Source organism: Methylotuvimicrobium buryatense, from assembly GCF_005931095.1.
GTDB lineage: Bacteria > Pseudomonadota > Gammaproteobacteria > Methylococcales > Methylomonadaceae > Methylotuvimicrobium > Methylotuvimicrobium buryatense.
The window spans coordinates 4847349-4863687 of sequence record NZ_CP035467.1 but is presented as its reverse complement, the minus strand read 5'-3'; the positions used below and the strand labels follow the sequence as shown (position 1 = coordinate 4863687).

The following is a 16339-nucleotide window of genomic DNA, read 5'->3' as shown; positions in this document are numbered from 1 at the left end:
GCGTGCTTGGAGGGGGATGTCGTCAAGCACCGATGGATGGTTTCACAACGGTCCTCAACAGGCACTCCCCATTTCCCTTAAGAAGTCGCTCGATTTTTCAGTATGAAAAGAGTAGCGGTAGGCTCAAGATGGGCTCTTTTATCGACGAGGACGAGATAAATACCGGGCATTAAAAATCGTTATATTGAATGCCGGTTTGCTCAATAACGAAATATACTCATCGTAGATCAAAATTCGGCACCGGGGCCCGTCAAAGGACGCCGTGAATACGTCCATGTAGGCAAAGCCTTTGCCAGGCACCCCGGTGCCTACTTAGGCACTGCCGAAATTTGAAGTACGAAAGGTATATATTGGGCGAACCAATTTGATAAATCGGCTGCCTTTTTTAATCACGATGATCCGATATAGGAATTTGCTGATTAAATACTATCGAATAATAAAAACATAAAAGGCACGCTCGGTCATCGACTGGCTTCGGGACCAAATCCAAAATTAAATTCGAGCGTTTCATATATCGACGTTGAATTAGTATTTCACTTTTCGGCATGAGTCGCGGATCAATCCAGCCGTGGCCGCAATTATTTCCGGGAAGTCAAAAGATTTATATAACAGCAAATAAAGGTGCACAAAATGGCAAAAAATTTACTTGAACAACTTCGGGAAATGACCGTCGTTGTCGCAGATACCGGCGATCTTCAGGCAATCGAAACATTCAAGCCCAGAGATGCAACAACCAATCCATCGTTAATTACAGCAGCGGCTCAAATGCCTCAGTACCAAGATATCGTCGACGATACCTTGAAAGGTGCAAGAGCCACATTAGGTCAAAGCGCTTCGTCAGCGGAAGTCGTTTCTCTGGCATTTGACCGCTTGGCGGTTTCATTCGGTTTGAAAATTCTGGACATCATTCCCGGACGAGTTTCGACCGAAGTCGACGCCAGACTGTCATACGATACCGAAGCAACGATTGCTAAAGGCCGAGAATTAATCGCTCAGTACGAAGAGAAAGGCGTTTCTAAAGATCGAATTCTGATCAAAATCGCATCGACATGGGAAGGCATTAAAGCAGCGGAAGTTCTCGAAAAAGAAGGCATTCATTGTAATCTGACTTTATTATTCGGATTGCATCAAGCGATTGCTTGCGCCGAAGCGGGCATTACACTGATTTCTCCATTCGTCGGACGTATTCTGGACTGGTATAAAAAAGACACCGGACGCGATTCTTACGAACCGGCAGAAGATCCGGGCGTCATTTCGGTCACTGATGTTTACAACTACTACAAAAAATTCGGTTATAAAACTGAAGTTATGGGCGCAAGTTTCCGTAACATTGGCGAGATTACCGAATTAGCCGGTTGTGATTTATTGACTATCTCGCCTTCGCTGCTAGGAGAATTGCAATCTACCGAAGGCGATTTGCCACGTAAACTCGACCCTGCCAAAGCTGCTGGACAAGCGATTGAGAAAATCACTGTCGATAAAGCAACTTTCGATCGCATGCATGCAGATAACAGAATGGCGACGGAAAAATTATCCGAAGGTATCGATGGTTTCACTAAAGCGCTCGAAACCTTGGAAACACTGTTGGCTGAGCGTTTGGCGTCCTTAGAGGGATAAGATACGTTTCGGCATGGCGGCACAAGGGATGGGCCGCATGAAATGATAAAATTTTATCCGTAAATACATTTTCCCGTTTTTGTGCAGTTGTCGCGAAAACGGGTTTGTTTTTTGATATAGGAACCAAAAATGGCACAAAAAATTTTAGATATTGTTAAACCAGGTGTCGTAACCGGTGAAGATGTACAAAAAGTCTTTGCGTTTTGTAAAGAACATAAGTTTGCACTTCCAGCTGTAAACGTCATCAGTACCGATACGATCAATGCAGTACTCGAAGGTGCGGCTAAAGCAAAATCAGCCGTTATCATTCAGTTTTCAAACGGCGGCGCTGCTTTTTTTGCCGGCAAAGGCGTCAGTTTAGAAGGTCAAATGCCTTCAATTTTGGGAGCGATCTCAGGCGCGCAGCACGTTCATCTTATGGCTGAGCATTACGGTGTACCGGTTATTTTACATACCGATCATGCCGCGAAAAAATTATTACCCTGGATCGATGGCTTATTAGATGCCGGGGAAAAGCATTTCGAAAAAACCGGAAAACCGTTATTCAGTTCTCATATGCTGGATCTTTCAGAAGAAAGTCTGGAAGAGAACATTGAAATTTGCGGTAAATATCTAGAGCGTATGTCCAAAATGGATATGACTCTTGAAATTGAACTGGGTTGCACGGGCGGCGAAGAAGACGGCGTAGATAATACCGGTATGGATCATTCTATGCTCTATACGCAGCCGGAAGATGTTGCCTATGCTTATGAGCATTTAAGCAAAATTAGCCACCGTTTTACGATCGCGGCATCTTTCGGTAATGTGCACGGTGTTTACAAACCCGGCAATGTTAAGCTAACTCCGACCATTTTGCTGAATTCGCAAAAATTCGTTTCCGAGAAATATGACTTACCGGAAAACAGCTTGACCTTCGTATTTCATGGCGGTTCAGGTTCCACTCCTGAAGAAATCAAGGAATCGATCAGCTACGGCGTCGTTAAAATGAATATCGACACCGATACTCAATGGGCAACCTGGGCTGGCGTCATGGAATTCTATAAGAAAAACGAAGGTTATTTGCAAGGCCAAATCGGTAACCCTGACGGCGACGACAAGCCGAATAAAAAATATTATGATCCACGCGTTTGGCAACGTGCCGGCCAAGTCGGCATGGTGACCCGCCTGCAGCAGGCTTTCCAAGACTTAAACGCAACTAATACGTTGTAATAACAGCGTCCTTGAAAAGCCGATAATGACATTATCGGCTTTTTATTTGCCTGAAAAAGTCTCAAAGCCCGGATTATTGTCGGCTTAACATGGGCGTAAGCAATGGTGTGGGAATCTTAATTGACAATGAAAAAAAGAATATTAATTATCGGCGGCGTCGCAGGTGGCGCAAGCTGCGCTGCTCGGCTTCGTCGACTGTGCGAACATTGTGAAATCGTCATTTTCGAAATGGGTTCCTATGTCAGCTTTGCCAATTGCGGATTACCTTATTTTATTGGCGACGTGATTGTCGACGAACAAAAATTGCTCGTAGCAACACCGGAGTTATTCGAAAAGAGATTCAATATTCGTGTTTGTACCGATACCGAAGTGCTTGCGATCGATAGAACGAATAAAAGCATAGAAGTGTGTGATTTAAAAACCGGGAGGATGCGAAATGAATCGTACGATGCCTTAGTGCTTTCGACCGGGTCGGAAGCCGTATGGCCAGATATCGACGGTATCGATTTACCCGGTATATACGTATTAAGAACGATTCCGGATAGCCGAAAAATACGCGGTAATTTAGCGAATATGAAAAGCGCAGTGGTTTTGGGGGCCGGGTTTTTAGGCTTAGAGTTAGCCGAGAATCTAAAAAAACGGGGCTTAAAGGTAACCGTGTTGCAATCGACCGATCAAGTCATGCCGGCGTTAGATAAGGAAATGGCTAGATTTGTCGCACAGTATTTGCAAAAAAACGATATTGATTTGCAGCTTAACTGCCAAGTTAAGCGGTTTGAGCTGAATATAGATCAGACGCTAACCGTGCATCGGCAAGACGGCGAATCGATTGTCAGCGATGCGGTCATGGTCTCCGTTGGCGTAAAACCCAGAACTCAATTAGCCCGTCAAGCCGGTTTGATCATCGGCGATTTAGGCGGAATCCGAGTCGATGAAACCATGCAAACCAGCGACTCACATATTTGGGCGGTCGGTGATGTAGTCGAAGTACGGAATGTCATAACCGGCGAATGGCAATTATTACCTTTGGCCGGTCCTGCGAACCGGCAAGGTCGATTAGCGGCTGCGGCAATATTAAGCAATGAAGATCAGCAAGAGCTTCCGTCGATCTACCGAGGCGTTCAAGGGACATCGGTGTGCGGGCTCTTCGATTTGACAATCGCCAGTACCGGCGTTAATGAAAAGACCTTACAGAAGATTGGTTATGAACATTATGAAAAGGTTTATCTGCACCCGGGTAATCATGTCGGCTATTACCCGGGAGCGAAGCCGATTCACATGAAATTGCTGTACGATACTAGCAACGGCAAAATTCTCGGCGCTCAAGCGCTCGGCGAGTCGGGTGTGGCGCGGCGTATCGATGTCATTTCGGCATTCATACAAATGGGCGGTAGCGTTTACGATTTAGAGGAAGCCGAATTGTGTTATGCCCCGCAATTCGGAGCGACCAAAGATCCGGTGAATTTAGCCGGCATGATCGCGGCCAATCAATTGCGCGGGATGCATCCGCTTGCAAAATGGGAAGAGTTACTCGAAACGCATGTACAAGTTACGGAAGATCAGGACGAAGCGGCGCAATTACTCGCGTTTATATTGGACGATCCTTTTACACAGGCTCAGCTTGTCGATGTGCGAACCGAAGCGGAATTTCTGCAGAAACATATTCCGAATGCGATAAACATTCCGTTGGATAATTTACGCGATCGGTTAAATGAATTATCCCGCGAGCGGGAAATTTGGGTCGTTTGCGGCGTTGGGCAAAGAGCTTACAATGCCACCCGGATTCTGCAGCAAAACGGATTTCGGGTTAGAAATTTATCGGGTGGTATGCAAACTTATGAGACTTATAATGGTGAAAGATGAAAGATGAAAGATGAAAGATGAAAGATGAAAGGTGAAAGGTCAATGGTGAAAGGTCAATGGTGAATGGTGAATGGTGAATGGTGAATGGGCATCTGGTTCCGGCTTTAAACCGTACTAAAAGAAGGGGCTTGTAATTTATTGATAAGCGGTTATGCTGAAGCGGATAGTTAAATGGCCGACGGAAACATAAAAATGGGCAATATGGATACGATACAACCGACCAAGCATTTTTCGATTGCACACCGCTTAAACAAACGGCTCCGCATCATCGTTCCGAGTTTACGAAAAGATCGAGAGCGTGCTTATATCTTGCAAATTCTATTGTTGAAACGCGAAGGCGTTGAATCGGTCAATATCACGCCGCAGATTGGGTCGTTAACAATATTTTACGATCCGGAAAAATTGCCGTTCGAAAATCTATTGCGTCTGCTAGATGCCGTAATCGCCAATATCGGCGTGCAACCGCGCGAAGTGCTGAAAAGCCTAAAGCGGGATAAAAATTATTCCGACAAACTTGCTCAAGACTATGTCATCGGTGTCGGCGATATGAGCTGCGCCTCCTGCGCATTATATTTGGAAATGGTCCTGCAACGGCAGCCCGATGTGCTTCACGCCAGTGTCAATTACATTTCCGAAACCGCGCGGATCAAAACTTACTTGCCGAAAGATAAATTATTCAAAATTATCGCGGACAATGGCTATCAGGGCTTTTCGATCGATTCCTTGGCCGAACGAAAATTATTATTCGATCTTGAGCGCAAGCATTTACATAAAGCCAAACGGCAAATACTGGCGCTGGGCAAATTGAGCGTGCCGGTATGGTTACTGAGTGCGATCGGCTCAAAATCGCGCACACTCTTATTGATACAAGCCGTTTTAGCCGGTGCAGCTATTATCGGCGGCGGCCGAGACATTTTCAAAAAAGCGTTTAATCAAGCCAAGCGCGGCGCTGCCGAGATGGATAGTTTGGTTGCGCTAGGTGTTGGCGCGGCTTATACCTACAGCATTCCGGCATTATTTCGTCCCTCCCGTCATGTCTATTTCGGTGCAGCGACCGCGATTATCGATTTTGTGACGGTAGGCCGTTATCTGGAAGAACTAGCAAAAAATCGGGCGGTTCAAGACATACGCAAATTGGTGAATCTACAGCCTCATCAAGCGACATTGCTCAAAGACGGCAAAGAATTAAAAATCATGGCCGAACAAATCGAGATCGGCAACATTCTTCTGATCAGGCCGGGCGAGCGCATTCCGGCAGACGGCGAAGTGATCAAAGGGTTATCCAGCGTCAACGAAGCAATGGTAACCGGCTCGGCGATGCCCGCGATCAAAGAGCCCGGCCATAGACTCTACGATGGCAGCATCAACGGCAGCGGCGTACTGCAAATGCGCGCCACCGCAACCGGCAAGGATACCTTCTTGTCGGGTTTGATTCATATGGTTGACCAGGCTCAGGCGTCGAAATTGAAAATCCAAAAAACCGTCGATAGCGTCGCATCGGTTTTCGTGCCGTCGGTGATCGTATTGTCGGGAGTCACCTTCGGAGGCTGGTTGTTGGCTGGTGAGCGGGTAGCGCATGCTTTGTCCAATGCGATTGCCGTATTGTTGATTTCATGTCCATGCGCGCTCGGTTTGGCAACACCGGCGGCAACGATGGTGGGAACCGGTCAGGCGGCCAGGCGCGGCATTTATATCAGGAATGGCGAAGTCCTAGAAACGGCGGCGTCCATCGATACCGTTTTATTCGACAAAACCGGGACGATCACTGAAGGTATTGCCGAAATAACCGACTTGTTCAATGTATCGGATTTCGACGACGAGCGTCTGTTGCAGCTTGCGGCGTCAGCGGAGTTCAATTCGGAACATTTTTTAGGTCAAGCGATTGTACGCTACGCTAAAGAGCGTGGCATGGAAATAGAAGAATCCTCGCAATTTCATAATGCGCCGGATCGGGGCATTCGCGCTCAAATCGGTGACCGCCAATTATTGCTTGGCAGCGATCTTTGGATGAAACAACACCAGATCGATCTAACACCGCTTAAAGCGACCTCAAAAAAACTGGCTCAGCAAGGCAAGACCTTGGTTTTTCTTGCAATCGATCGGCGCGCGGCGGCGTTGTTTGCCGCTACCGATACGATACGTTCGAACGCCCGTCAAGTTGTCGAGCAGTTGCATCAAGCCGGGATCGATACCTGGATGGTGACCGGCGATACCGAACTGGCGGCCCGGCATATTTCCGAGCAGGTAGGAATCGTTACCGTGTATTCCGAAGCGGATCCCGCTAAAAAATTAGCGCTGATTCGTCAATTACGCGAAAGCGGGCACAAAGTCGCGATGATCGGCGACGGCATTAACGATGCGCCGGCGCTCGCGGCCGCGAATGTCAGCCTGGTGATCGATAAAGGCACCGATATCGCCATAGAAGCAGCCGACTTGGTGCTGTTGGACGGCGATATCGGCAAAATCGCCGATGCCATCGAATTGAGCGAGAATACGCTAAGTATTATCAAACAAAATCTGATTTGGGCATTCGGTTATAACGCGATTGCAATACCGTTTGCAGTGGCCGGTAAGCTTAATCCGGCCATCGCCTCGGCAGCGATGGCTCTCAGCTCGGTGTCGGTCATCGTTAATTCGCTACGCCTGAACCGGAAAAAATGAGCCAATCACCCTGATTAATTTTGGGGCTTGCAAAATCGCAAGCCCGCTTCAAGCAGGTTTAATCGTAGCTGTAATGTTTGCGCAATGGTTTAACGACTTCCCAATCGCTGTTCAAACCTTCGGGGAAAACGACCAAGTCGCCGGGAAGAATGCGAACCGGCTCGCCGCCTTCAGGCGTAACAATGATCTCGCCTTCGAGAATATAGGCCGTTTCGGTTTCGTCGAAGTCGATCGAGAACTTGGAGACTTCTTTTTCCCAAATAGCCCAATCCGAGACGCCTAATTCTTCCAAACGGGCTTCGCTGGGTTGATGTTCAATCTTGATTTGTGTCATAAAAATCCTTGATAAGAAATAACGAGCGGCGATTTTAGCATTTTCCGTTAAAAAGGCACTGTTGTTATCGAGGAACTTTTTTTAAATAGGAATTCCTAATTGGAGTTATATCAACCGAAATAAAACATCATAGACTTAGGAATTAAATTTGGTTTTCGGTTCTTGTGCGTTTAACATGACTGTTAGAAAAATAGAGTCTTGCATAGGCATCGCTTAGGATTTGGTCGCAAATAACGTCCCTATTTTATGGAGGTTTCGGTAACTCGATTGACAGGTGTCGGCGGCAGGCAGCCGCCGTCAAGTCTACACGGATGTATTCACGGCACCCTGTCAAGCGAGTTACTGAAACCTCGACAAAGCTCATAGTTTCAGGACGTTATTTATCACGAAATCATTATTGTAAGATTTGTCATTCGGTCGCTATGAAGAACGAGGCCGAACATTTGTTGAGACATCGGTAGACTACCCCGAATGTCTCGACGCTATCGTTGAGAGGACATTATGATAAAAAAACATTACAAATATATCGCACCCTTATTCATTTCAATTCTGACAGCCGGTTGCGCCGGCACTTCGGATAGCGGGCAGAGTGTCATTGGTAAGGTCGACAGCGGTCTGGCGACGATTGGTCAGACTGCGCAAACGGGAAGGCAAACGATCGAGGCCGGAACAGCGATCGCCAGTAGCGTGCCCGCTACACAAACCGCTTTAACCGAAGCGCTAGTCGGTCAATTGGGCGTTACCCAGCAGCAAGCACTGGGTGGGGCCGGCGCAATATTTCAAGCCGCCAAAACGAATATGACGCAACAAGCATTCGCCGGCTTGTCGCAATCCGTTCCTGGTATGTCGGAAATGCTCGCTGCAGCGCCGCAGGTCGGTGGAGCTGCAATGCTGGGAGGTGCCGGTGGAACTATCGGTACCATGCAGTCGCTTTATTCGTCGTTCAGGCAACTGAATTTATCGCCGGGTATGGTTAATCAGTTTGTTCCCGTGGTTGTCGACTACGTCAGCACCACAAGCGGGCAAGCGACTTCGAATCTGCTACGTTCGGCTTTGATTCCTTAGGCGGATAAACCCAAAAAACGTTTAGGACGTAATTGCAACCCCGTCCTGTCAATGCAGCAATTCCCAGTTTGAGCAGTTTCGCCGATTTTAGGGTGTGGGGTATGCCTGTCGAGGAACGCCGTAAACCCATCCATGGGTGCTTGGCGGCAGCTCGAACGCCAAGGATGGCGTGTAGTAGGGCAATGCAGGGCAGAAAAATGCTCCTGCATTTTCTGCATTCATTACATCCATGTAACTCAGCAATTGCCGAGGAGCAAAAATCTGCCCTGCTGCCGACATCCTCGCCAAGCATACCCCACACCCTTTTTGATCTCCAAATTGGGAATTGCTGCTGTCAATGCCTCTGAAAAGCGGTTCTCAAACGAGCGGTTCTTTAAAGCTTACTGTGTTTAACAAAGCCATCAGTGTAGATTCGCAAGAACCGCAACCAGAGCAAGCGCCGGTAATTCTCGACAGCCTTTCAGGGTCCGTAATGCCTTCATCGATGAGCCGGCGAATTTGCCGGTCGGTTGTGCCGCTACAGGCGCAGAGTACGTCATTATTGTTGTCGGGTCTTACTTGATTCATGAATGTTGTGTCGCGTTTATCAATTTGGGTTTTGCCTATGATTTCCGAATCGAGACGATATCGAAATCATAAACGGGAAATTTTATGACGTTTCAGTTCAAAAAGCGCAATCGCCGAATAAACCGCAATTGCACCGCCGAGTGCGATGAGATAAGGTGTTTTCAAATCGAATGCATAGTGTCCGGCAGTCCAAATGACGGTTCCGGCTAAAAGTGACCCGGCAGCGCTGTAAGCACCGCCGAAGCGCGTGAATAAGCCGAACACGACTACGGTTACGATCCCAGCGCTGCCGAATGCCGAAGCTTGCTCGACTAGGCTGTGAACGCGGTCGGTTTGCAAGGCAAGCCAGTAAGCGACCATGCCGCCGACTAGTACAGTCAGTCTTGCAATCCGAACTTTTCGGCTTTCGTCGATCGTACCAAGCAACGGCACGATTAGGTTATGCGACAGGAGCGCCGAGGCAGCCATGAGTGCGCTATCGACGGTGGACAAAATCGCCGAAATCAACGCACCGGCAAAAATGACATATAAAAACGTTGGTAAATAATTCTGCGCCAATTGCGGCAAGATTTGTTCGGGCTGTGCCAGGCCGGGTAACAAGCGATAACCGAGTAAGCCGATCAAGACCGGGATCAAGCCGACCGAAAGATACAATAGACCGCCGGCCAAACAAGCTTGACGTGCGATTTGCGGCGAACGGCAAGCCAGTACCCGAGATACCAGTTCTTGTGCGATTACCGATCCGCCGATTGGAATCATCCAGTGTTCCATAATATCCAGCCAGTTTTCATTCTCGGCGGTTTTGAATAAAACCAAACGCTCCGGTTCTATCGAGTCAATCGAAGGCTGCCAGCCTCCTCCGGCGGTCAACACAATCGCCAATAAAATCGAAAGACCTATGATCAGAGCGACACCTTGCACCGCATCAGTGATGACATCAGCCATCAAACCGCCGTACATCGTATAGACAATCACGACCAGCGCCGCGCAGGCGATCGTCAGCTCGACTTCGAAGCCGGACGTAGCCGATAACACCTGTCCGAATGCCCGAATTTGAGCGGCGGCCCACATGATCGTACCGGGCACCATCATCAATACCGCAAGTTTTTCAACCCGCGGCGAATAGCGTTGCCTAAACAAATCAGCCAAGGTGGTCAATTGCCGGCGCCACAATGGAATCGAAAACACTAAGCCCATCAAAACCAGACAGAGCGAATAACCGAAAGGATCGAGCGTCGCGCCGGACAGGCCTTCCTCATAAACAGCACCAGCCGCGCCGATACAGGTTTCGGCGCCGAACCAAGTCGCGAACACGCTCAGTGTCGCAAGACCTACGCCGAGACTGCGTCCGGCCAATAAATAATCGTCTTCCGTATTGATTTTTTTCGAAACGAAAACGCCGATTAAAAGCTGTGCCGATATATAAACCAGAATGCCGGTTAGGACTGTGTTCATGTTCGCAAAGAGGTAACGGTAGTGCCGAAAAAAAACCAAGTGAAAAATCTGCGGGATATTATACCTTTCGCATTTCAAATTTCGGCGATGCTTAAGGAGGCAGCAATTCGAAGTTTGAGAGTAAAAAGGCTGTGGAGCATGTTTGGCTAGGATATCGGCGGTACGCCATCCTTTGCGTTCGAGCCGACTTAAAGCCTAGGGGCGTATTTACCCAGCACCTAATTTTATATGTAATCAATCATGGGCTATGGCATTTAGGTGTTGAGTTTACGGTGTCCTGACAGCATCCGCTCCATTCCGAACTCTTTATTCGGGTTGGTACCCATAAGCGCCGACTTAGTGCCTATTCTATGGTGCGTTTATGGTTATCGGTATGGGTTGTCGATATCCATGTTGCATGGATGCTAAGGAACGAGCATGAAATAACTTAGACAACTGTTGGAAGGGGGGCGGTGGCTCGATTGACAGGTGTTGGCGGCAGGGCAGATTTTTGCACCTGCAAAATCTGCATTCATGCCATCCATGGCAATCAGATTCCGCCGTCAGGCCTACATGCACGTATTCACGGCGTCCTGTCAAGCGAGTTACCGAACCGCCACAAAGTCTACTACTTGTAAAAGTTATTTTGTGCATATTACTAAGTTACACATTGCCATCCGTGGCCCTGGATTCCGCCAATCCCTGGCGGAATGACGCGTTCCTTTCTTTAAGTTGGCGTTTATGGGGGGGTACCTGGCCTTCATGAGCCTTAGGATAATAGCTCCAGGACGTTATTTATCCGAAATTCTAAGCCGCCAACGCAGGGCTTTGAAACGCATCGATTGATTTCGCTAACTTCCCATATCTTGAAGTACTTGTTGAAGCGATGCGGACAAGTCGCGGCTCATTCGATTCAGGCATTCATTGAGTGCTGCCACGATGGTCGAATAATCATCGGTCGATCCCGGAGTACGATAAGTTATTTGACGGTTTTGTATGACATCTTGACCGCGACTGATGAACCATTGCGCCGTTAAACCGGCTTGTCCATGCCGATCGACATGAAACTCCAAAATAGTCAATGAGACGCGTAGCTTAGCCTGTCTGGCTAAGTTTGAAGATCTAGCATCTACGACCTCGGCAGGGACGAGCATTGAAAGATTTTGCGTCAGTACGCGGCTTATATTGGTATCGAGCGATTCGGCCCAACGGTTGAATTCGTTCAAACGATAGGTATTTCCACCGGTTCCGACGACAATTTGCGGCCTATCGATATAACGAGGAATGCGCACCCGACCAAGTGCGATAACAGGCTTTGCTCTCGTTTCGATAGCACTGCTTTCTTTTTCATTGATCGGTTCGAGTAGATAAAATTGAGAAGGCGGAGTTGTCCCGCCCATGCATCCCGTTAAGGATAAGAATAAACAGGTCAAGACGGGCAAACAAAAAGGCCGGATTGCATTCATAATTCAACATTCTCTAGTTATGTTTGCCGGAAATTAACGATTCCGGATGCCGTTCCAAATAATCGGCCAGTATTTTGATCGATCGCGATGCATCGTTAACCGACTCGAGCGTTTCGATTAAAGCCGATTCCGGGCCAAAGGTATCGCCGACCATGGATACCGAGTCCTGTGCCTTATTCAAGGCTGCGGTCGCGGCAGTCAAGGCGTTGTTAGCGGAAGCCAAAATAGGTTTGATATCCTGAACCATCGACCTGGAATCTTGGACCAATAAATTCGTATTATCGATAGCCGTATGCGTAGATTTGAGCATCGGCTCAAGGTTGCGATTGAGCGTACCGACCGCCTTTTCCATTCCCTCCATAGCATGAGCGAGAGAAACTTGGGATTGCTTGAGTTCATCGGATGCCAGCAGGTCTTTCATTTCTCTTAAATTGTCGGCAAAGTCGGTGACGATTTGTTCCAGCGGCAATGCGCGTAATTGATTGAGGAATTCTTCCGCCGAATGCAGGATTTCGTCGCTGGTTGTTAGGATGCCCGGAAACTCCGGAATCCCTTTATATTCCAGCTTAGCAAACACGGGAGGCTTATTAGTGTGCTTATCTACATCGACATAAAGAAGGCCGGTCAATAAGCTTTGTGTTTCCAGACGAGCGCGAAATCCGGCCTTAACCAATCTGTCCCGAAGGGCCAGGCGTTCTTCGTCTGTAATGGCTCTACCACTCGAGCCTATCACCCTACTGCGATCGATCGCCACCACGACGGGTTTATAAATCTTGATCGAGGTTTTATCGAATTGTAATGCGATATCGGTAACTTCGCCGATCTGCACGCCCTGCATTTTCACCGGGGCTCCAATATTTAAGCCATTGAGCGAAGAGTCGAAGAACACCACGAAGTAAACTTTGTCCGATTTAAAAAACTGGCCGCCGCCAAACATAAACAAGGCTACGATAACCAGTGCGACCGCTCCGACCGTAAAACTACCTATCGCCAATGGGTTTATCGGTTTACTCATAAGACTGCTAGCTCCTTATTAACGCGTTGTCTCGACATTGCCCTCGCCTCGAGTCAAGAATTGAATGATTTTGGAATCTTTGGATTCGTCCAGCAAGCGTTTGGGTGAACCGGTTGCCAGCATGGTTTTGGTTTCGGGGTCGAGAAACACCGCGTTCGTGCCAATGGCAAAGATACTGGCCAGTTCGTGCGTAACAACGACAATCGTCGTGCCTAATGCATCGCTTAAATTAATGATCAGATCGTCCAAAAGCCTTGCGCTGACAGGGTCGAGCCCGGCCGATGGCTCATCGAAAAACAGTATTTCCGGGTCGAGTGCCATCGCTCTGGCCAGTCCTGCCCGTTTTTGCATGCCGCCGCTGATTTCAGAAGGATAATAGTCTTCGAAACCTGCAAGGCCTACCAAGGCGAGTTTGTAAGAAACGATATCGGCGATTTCCGTGCGGCTGAAATCGGTAAATTCGCCGAGCGGCAAGGCAATATTTTCGGCCAAAGTAAGCGAGCTGAATAAGGCGCCGCTTTGATACAGCACGCCTATGCGCCGCAAGATTCGAATGCGTTCCGCATCGCTTGCGCGCCAAAAATTTTGCCGATCGTAAATGATATCGCCCTGTGCCGGTCGCAGAAGGCCGATTAAGTGTTTGAGCAGCGTGCTTTTGCCGCAACCGCTGCCGCCCATAATTACGAAAACATCGCCGCGGTTAATCGTGAAATTCAAATCGCGCTGAATTACGAAATCGCCGTAAGCCATCGTCAAATCCTTTACCGTGATATGAGGCGTGTTCATGATGACTTCCGAGATGTTTTCAAATGCCCAGCCGATTGCAGATCAAGGTGATGATCGAGTCGGCCACGACGATATAGACGATGCTGTTGACGACCGCGGCCGTCGCGGCATCGCCGACCGCCGAGGCGCTGCGTCCGCATTGCATGCCTCGCATGCAGCCGGCCGTGCCGATCAGTACAGCAAATACCAAACTTTTGAATAAACCTATGCTAAAGTCGGTGAGATCGACGGCCTTGCTGAGTTGATTAAAATATTGGGTCAAGGATACATCGAAGGCGTTGGTAGTGACGATGGCTCCGCCGAGTATGCCCATAAAGTCGGCATAGATACACAACAGCGGCAACATTAAGATTAACGCCAACATTCTCGGCAACACTAGAAACTCCATCGGCGATATGCCCATGGTCTTGAGCGCGTCTATTTCGCTGTTGACATTCATCGTACCCAACTGCGCGGCATAGGCTGCTCCCGTGCGGCCGGACATAATGACCGCCGTCATTAACGCGCCCATTTCGCGTACCGTTCCCAAGCCAACCAGATCGGCAATGAAAATTTGCGCGCCGAACATCGCCAGTTGCACCGCGCCGACGAAAGCCAGAATCAGGCCGACCAATAAACTGATCAGCGTAACGATCGCCAAGGCTCCGGGGCCCGCCTCTTGTATGCACAAAAATAAATCGACGGCACGAAACCGTGCTTTGCCTCGCATTAGCGAAATCCCGGCCTGCACCGTTTCGCCGATAAATATAACGAGCCCTTTGGCGTCGGCCAGTCCGCTTAAAACCATCTTGCCAATTTTAGCCAAGGCCGGTGTTTGTTGTGCCGAACGGCGATCGCCGGCTCGTTCCGGAACGGCTCGAGCCAGATTGAGTAGGCCTTGAACGCCATCCGGCAGGCCCGATAAATCGGGTTGGATGCGCTTGGTTTGGCAATAGTCCACGATTTCGAGCAGATACGTCGGCAAGCGGCTGTCCCAAAGGTCGAGATCGCCGGCTTGCAGCGTTAATCGCGCAAAGGGTGTGGCGGTTGCAAGTTGTGCCAATACTTGTTCGACAGGTTTTATATTAGCGCCTTGAGTCCAGTTGCCGGCCAAGTGAATTGACCAGGTATCCGCATCGATTTGCTCAAGCTTGATATCGCCCGAGATATTTTTTATATCCGGCATGCCGGTAGTCGCTTTCATCAAAAATTTATCCACAAATTTTTTGGCCGAAAAAATATAAGGACTTCATGGCAAATATACCCATCGTAGATCAAAATTCGGCACCGAGGTGTTCGTCAAAGGACGCCGTGAATACGTCCATGTAGGCTCTATGCTGGCAAAGCCTTTGCCGAACACCCAGGCGCCTCCTTAAGTAATAACGAAATTTGAAGTGCGAATGTTATAACTCCCGGAAGTTATTTATCGCGAAATCCTAAATATTCCTGCCATAGTAAAGCAAATCGGAATGTTACTGTGAAAGTTCGTAGATATAGACCCTTTATCTAATTTTTCGATATACGGCGCTCGACAGAGCAAATGCCGGTTCCGGAGAGGGTGCGGTTGCTCGACCGACAGGCGTCGGCGGCAGGGACAGCCGCCGTCGAGCCTACAGGGACGTATTCACGGCGTCCTGTCGGGCGAGTGACCGTACCCTCCCCACCAGAGAACTTTCATTTGCCGGGGCGATGGCTAGGCCTTCATGAACGTTACTGTGAAAGTTCGCAAATCCGAAGTCCTTATCTAATTTTTCGATATGTAAAAATATGCTGTAATAATGCCCAGCGCCTCGCACTTTCATTTGCTGGGGCGATTGCCAGGCTTTCATGAACGTTCGGAGCGGGTTGAATAACCCGCTCCGCGAGAAAGGCGGCTAAGTTATAGGTTTTTACGAAATTGCGCAAAACCCGAGCATGAAGAAGATCAATGCTTGCCTGGCTCCAGCTTCACGCCGCGCCGTTCGTGCGTCACATAAGCCTGAATGGCGGTCATTTTCGGGTCGTCGGCGTCGAGCGGTTGGCCTTCCAGCGGATTTTTCAGACACCAATTGATCATTTCCCACATCGGCACGACTTTACCTAGCTGTTTTTGAAATTTCGGATAAGTTTCAGGATGCGTGTTCGCGGCATTCGGATGGCACTGTGCGCAGGCGACGCCGTTGGTACCTAATTCAGGACTGGTCCATAGGCCTCGGCCTTGTTGGACGACGCCCATGAATTGTTGTTGCCAGCGTTCCAGATCGGCATCGGTAAATTCATCGGCGGAAGCAATGGGCATTGCGAATGTCAGCGCCAACGGCAGCAACAGGATAGCTTTAATGGGTTTGAGTTTCATGCGGTTCT

Annotated in this window: 13 protein-coding genes; 5 read left to right on the top strand and 8 right to left on the bottom strand. The window is 48.7% G+C overall.

The genetic code is table 11. The features are described 5' to 3' along the window. Positions 1 to 630 precede the first annotated feature (630 nt). The 4 genes from EQU24_RS21565 (at position 631) to EQU24_RS21550 (ending at position 7350) form a co-directional block, all read left to right on the top strand. Positions 631 to 1617 carry a transaldolase gene (locus tag EQU24_RS21565; RefSeq protein ID WP_017841577.1) on the top strand — a complete coding sequence of 329 codons (987 nt, stop codon included), beginning with the start codon at positions 631 to 633 and terminating at the stop codon, positions 1615 to 1617. A gap of 129 nt (positions 1618 to 1746) precedes the next feature. Then, a complete protein-coding gene (gene fbaA / locus EQU24_RS21560; protein ID WP_017841578.1) occupies positions 1747 to 2826 on the top strand; it encodes a class II fructose-bisphosphate aldolase in 1080 nt (359 codons plus the stop codon). Positions 2827 to 2952: 126 nt separating this feature from the next. After that, positions 2953 to 4689, top strand: coding sequence for an FAD-dependent oxidoreductase (locus EQU24_RS21555; protein ID WP_017841579.1), 1737 nt, complete (start codon positions 2953 to 2955; stop codon positions 4687 to 4689). A 171-nt stretch (positions 4690 to 4860) separates the two neighbouring features. Continuing rightward, positions 4861 to 7350: a heavy metal translocating P-type ATPase gene (locus EQU24_RS21550; protein WP_017841580.1), complete on the top strand. Its 2490-nt coding sequence runs from the start codon at positions 4861 to 4863 to the stop codon at positions 7348 to 7350. 58 nt (positions 7351 to 7408) lie between these two features. On the opposite strand, the gene EQU24_RS21545 is transcribed toward EQU24_RS21550, so the two are convergent. After that, positions 7409 to 7684: a cupin domain-containing protein gene (locus EQU24_RS21545; RefSeq protein WP_017841581.1), complete on the bottom strand. Its 276-nt coding sequence runs from the start codon at positions 7682 to 7684 to the stop codon at positions 7409 to 7411. A 501-nt stretch (positions 7685 to 8185) separates the two neighbouring features. Here EQU24_RS21545 and EQU24_RS21540 point away from each other — a divergent pair. After that, positions 8186 to 8749 carry a DUF2780 domain-containing protein gene (locus tag EQU24_RS21540; RefSeq protein ID WP_017841582.1) on the top strand — a complete coding sequence of 188 codons (564 nt, stop codon included), beginning with the start codon at positions 8186 to 8188 and terminating at the stop codon, positions 8747 to 8749. 357 nt (positions 8750 to 9106) lie between these two features. On the opposite strand, the gene EQU24_RS21530 is transcribed toward EQU24_RS21540, so the two are convergent. The 7 genes from EQU24_RS21530 to EQU24_RS21500 all read right to left on the bottom strand — a co-directional run bounded on the left by EQU24_RS21530 (position 9107) and on the right by EQU24_RS21500 (position 16331). Further along, a complete protein-coding gene (locus tag EQU24_RS21530) occupies positions 9107 to 9316 on the bottom strand; it encodes a (2Fe-2S)-binding protein (protein ID WP_017841583.1) in 210 nt (69 codons plus the stop codon). Positions 9317 to 9382: 66 nt separating this feature from the next. After that, the gene (locus tag EQU24_RS21525) at positions 9383 to 10771 is read right to left on the bottom strand and encodes a high affinity choline transporter 1 (RefSeq protein WP_017841584.1); all 1389 of its coding nucleotides are present in this window, start codon (positions 10769 to 10771) and stop codon (positions 9383 to 9385) included. An 830-nt stretch (positions 10772 to 11601) separates the two neighbouring features. Beyond that, a complete protein-coding gene (locus EQU24_RS21520; protein WP_017841585.1) occupies positions 11602 to 12216 on the bottom strand; it encodes a PqiC family protein in 615 nt (204 codons plus the stop codon). Between the two features lie 13 nt (positions 12217 to 12229). Next, positions 12230 to 13231: an MlaD family protein gene (locus tag EQU24_RS21515; RefSeq protein ID WP_017841586.1), complete on the bottom strand. Its 1002-nt coding sequence runs from the start codon at positions 13229 to 13231 to the stop codon at positions 12230 to 12232. Between the two features lie 18 nt (positions 13232 to 13249). Further along, a complete protein-coding gene (locus tag EQU24_RS21510) occupies positions 13250 to 14017 on the bottom strand; it encodes an ABC transporter ATP-binding protein (protein WP_017841587.1) in 768 nt (255 codons plus the stop codon). A gap of 19 nt (positions 14018 to 14036) precedes the next feature. Further along, positions 14037 to 15200 carry an MlaE family ABC transporter permease gene (locus EQU24_RS21505; protein WP_014150231.1) on the bottom strand — a complete coding sequence of 388 codons (1164 nt, stop codon included), beginning with the start codon at positions 15198 to 15200 and terminating at the stop codon, positions 14037 to 14039. A 720-nt stretch (positions 15201 to 15920) separates the two neighbouring features. Continuing rightward, the gene (locus EQU24_RS21500) at positions 15921 to 16331 is read right to left on the bottom strand and encodes a hypothetical protein (protein ID WP_017841588.1); all 411 of its coding nucleotides are present in this window, start codon (positions 16329 to 16331) and stop codon (positions 15921 to 15923) included. Between the last annotated feature and the right edge of the window lie 8 nt (positions 16332 to 16339).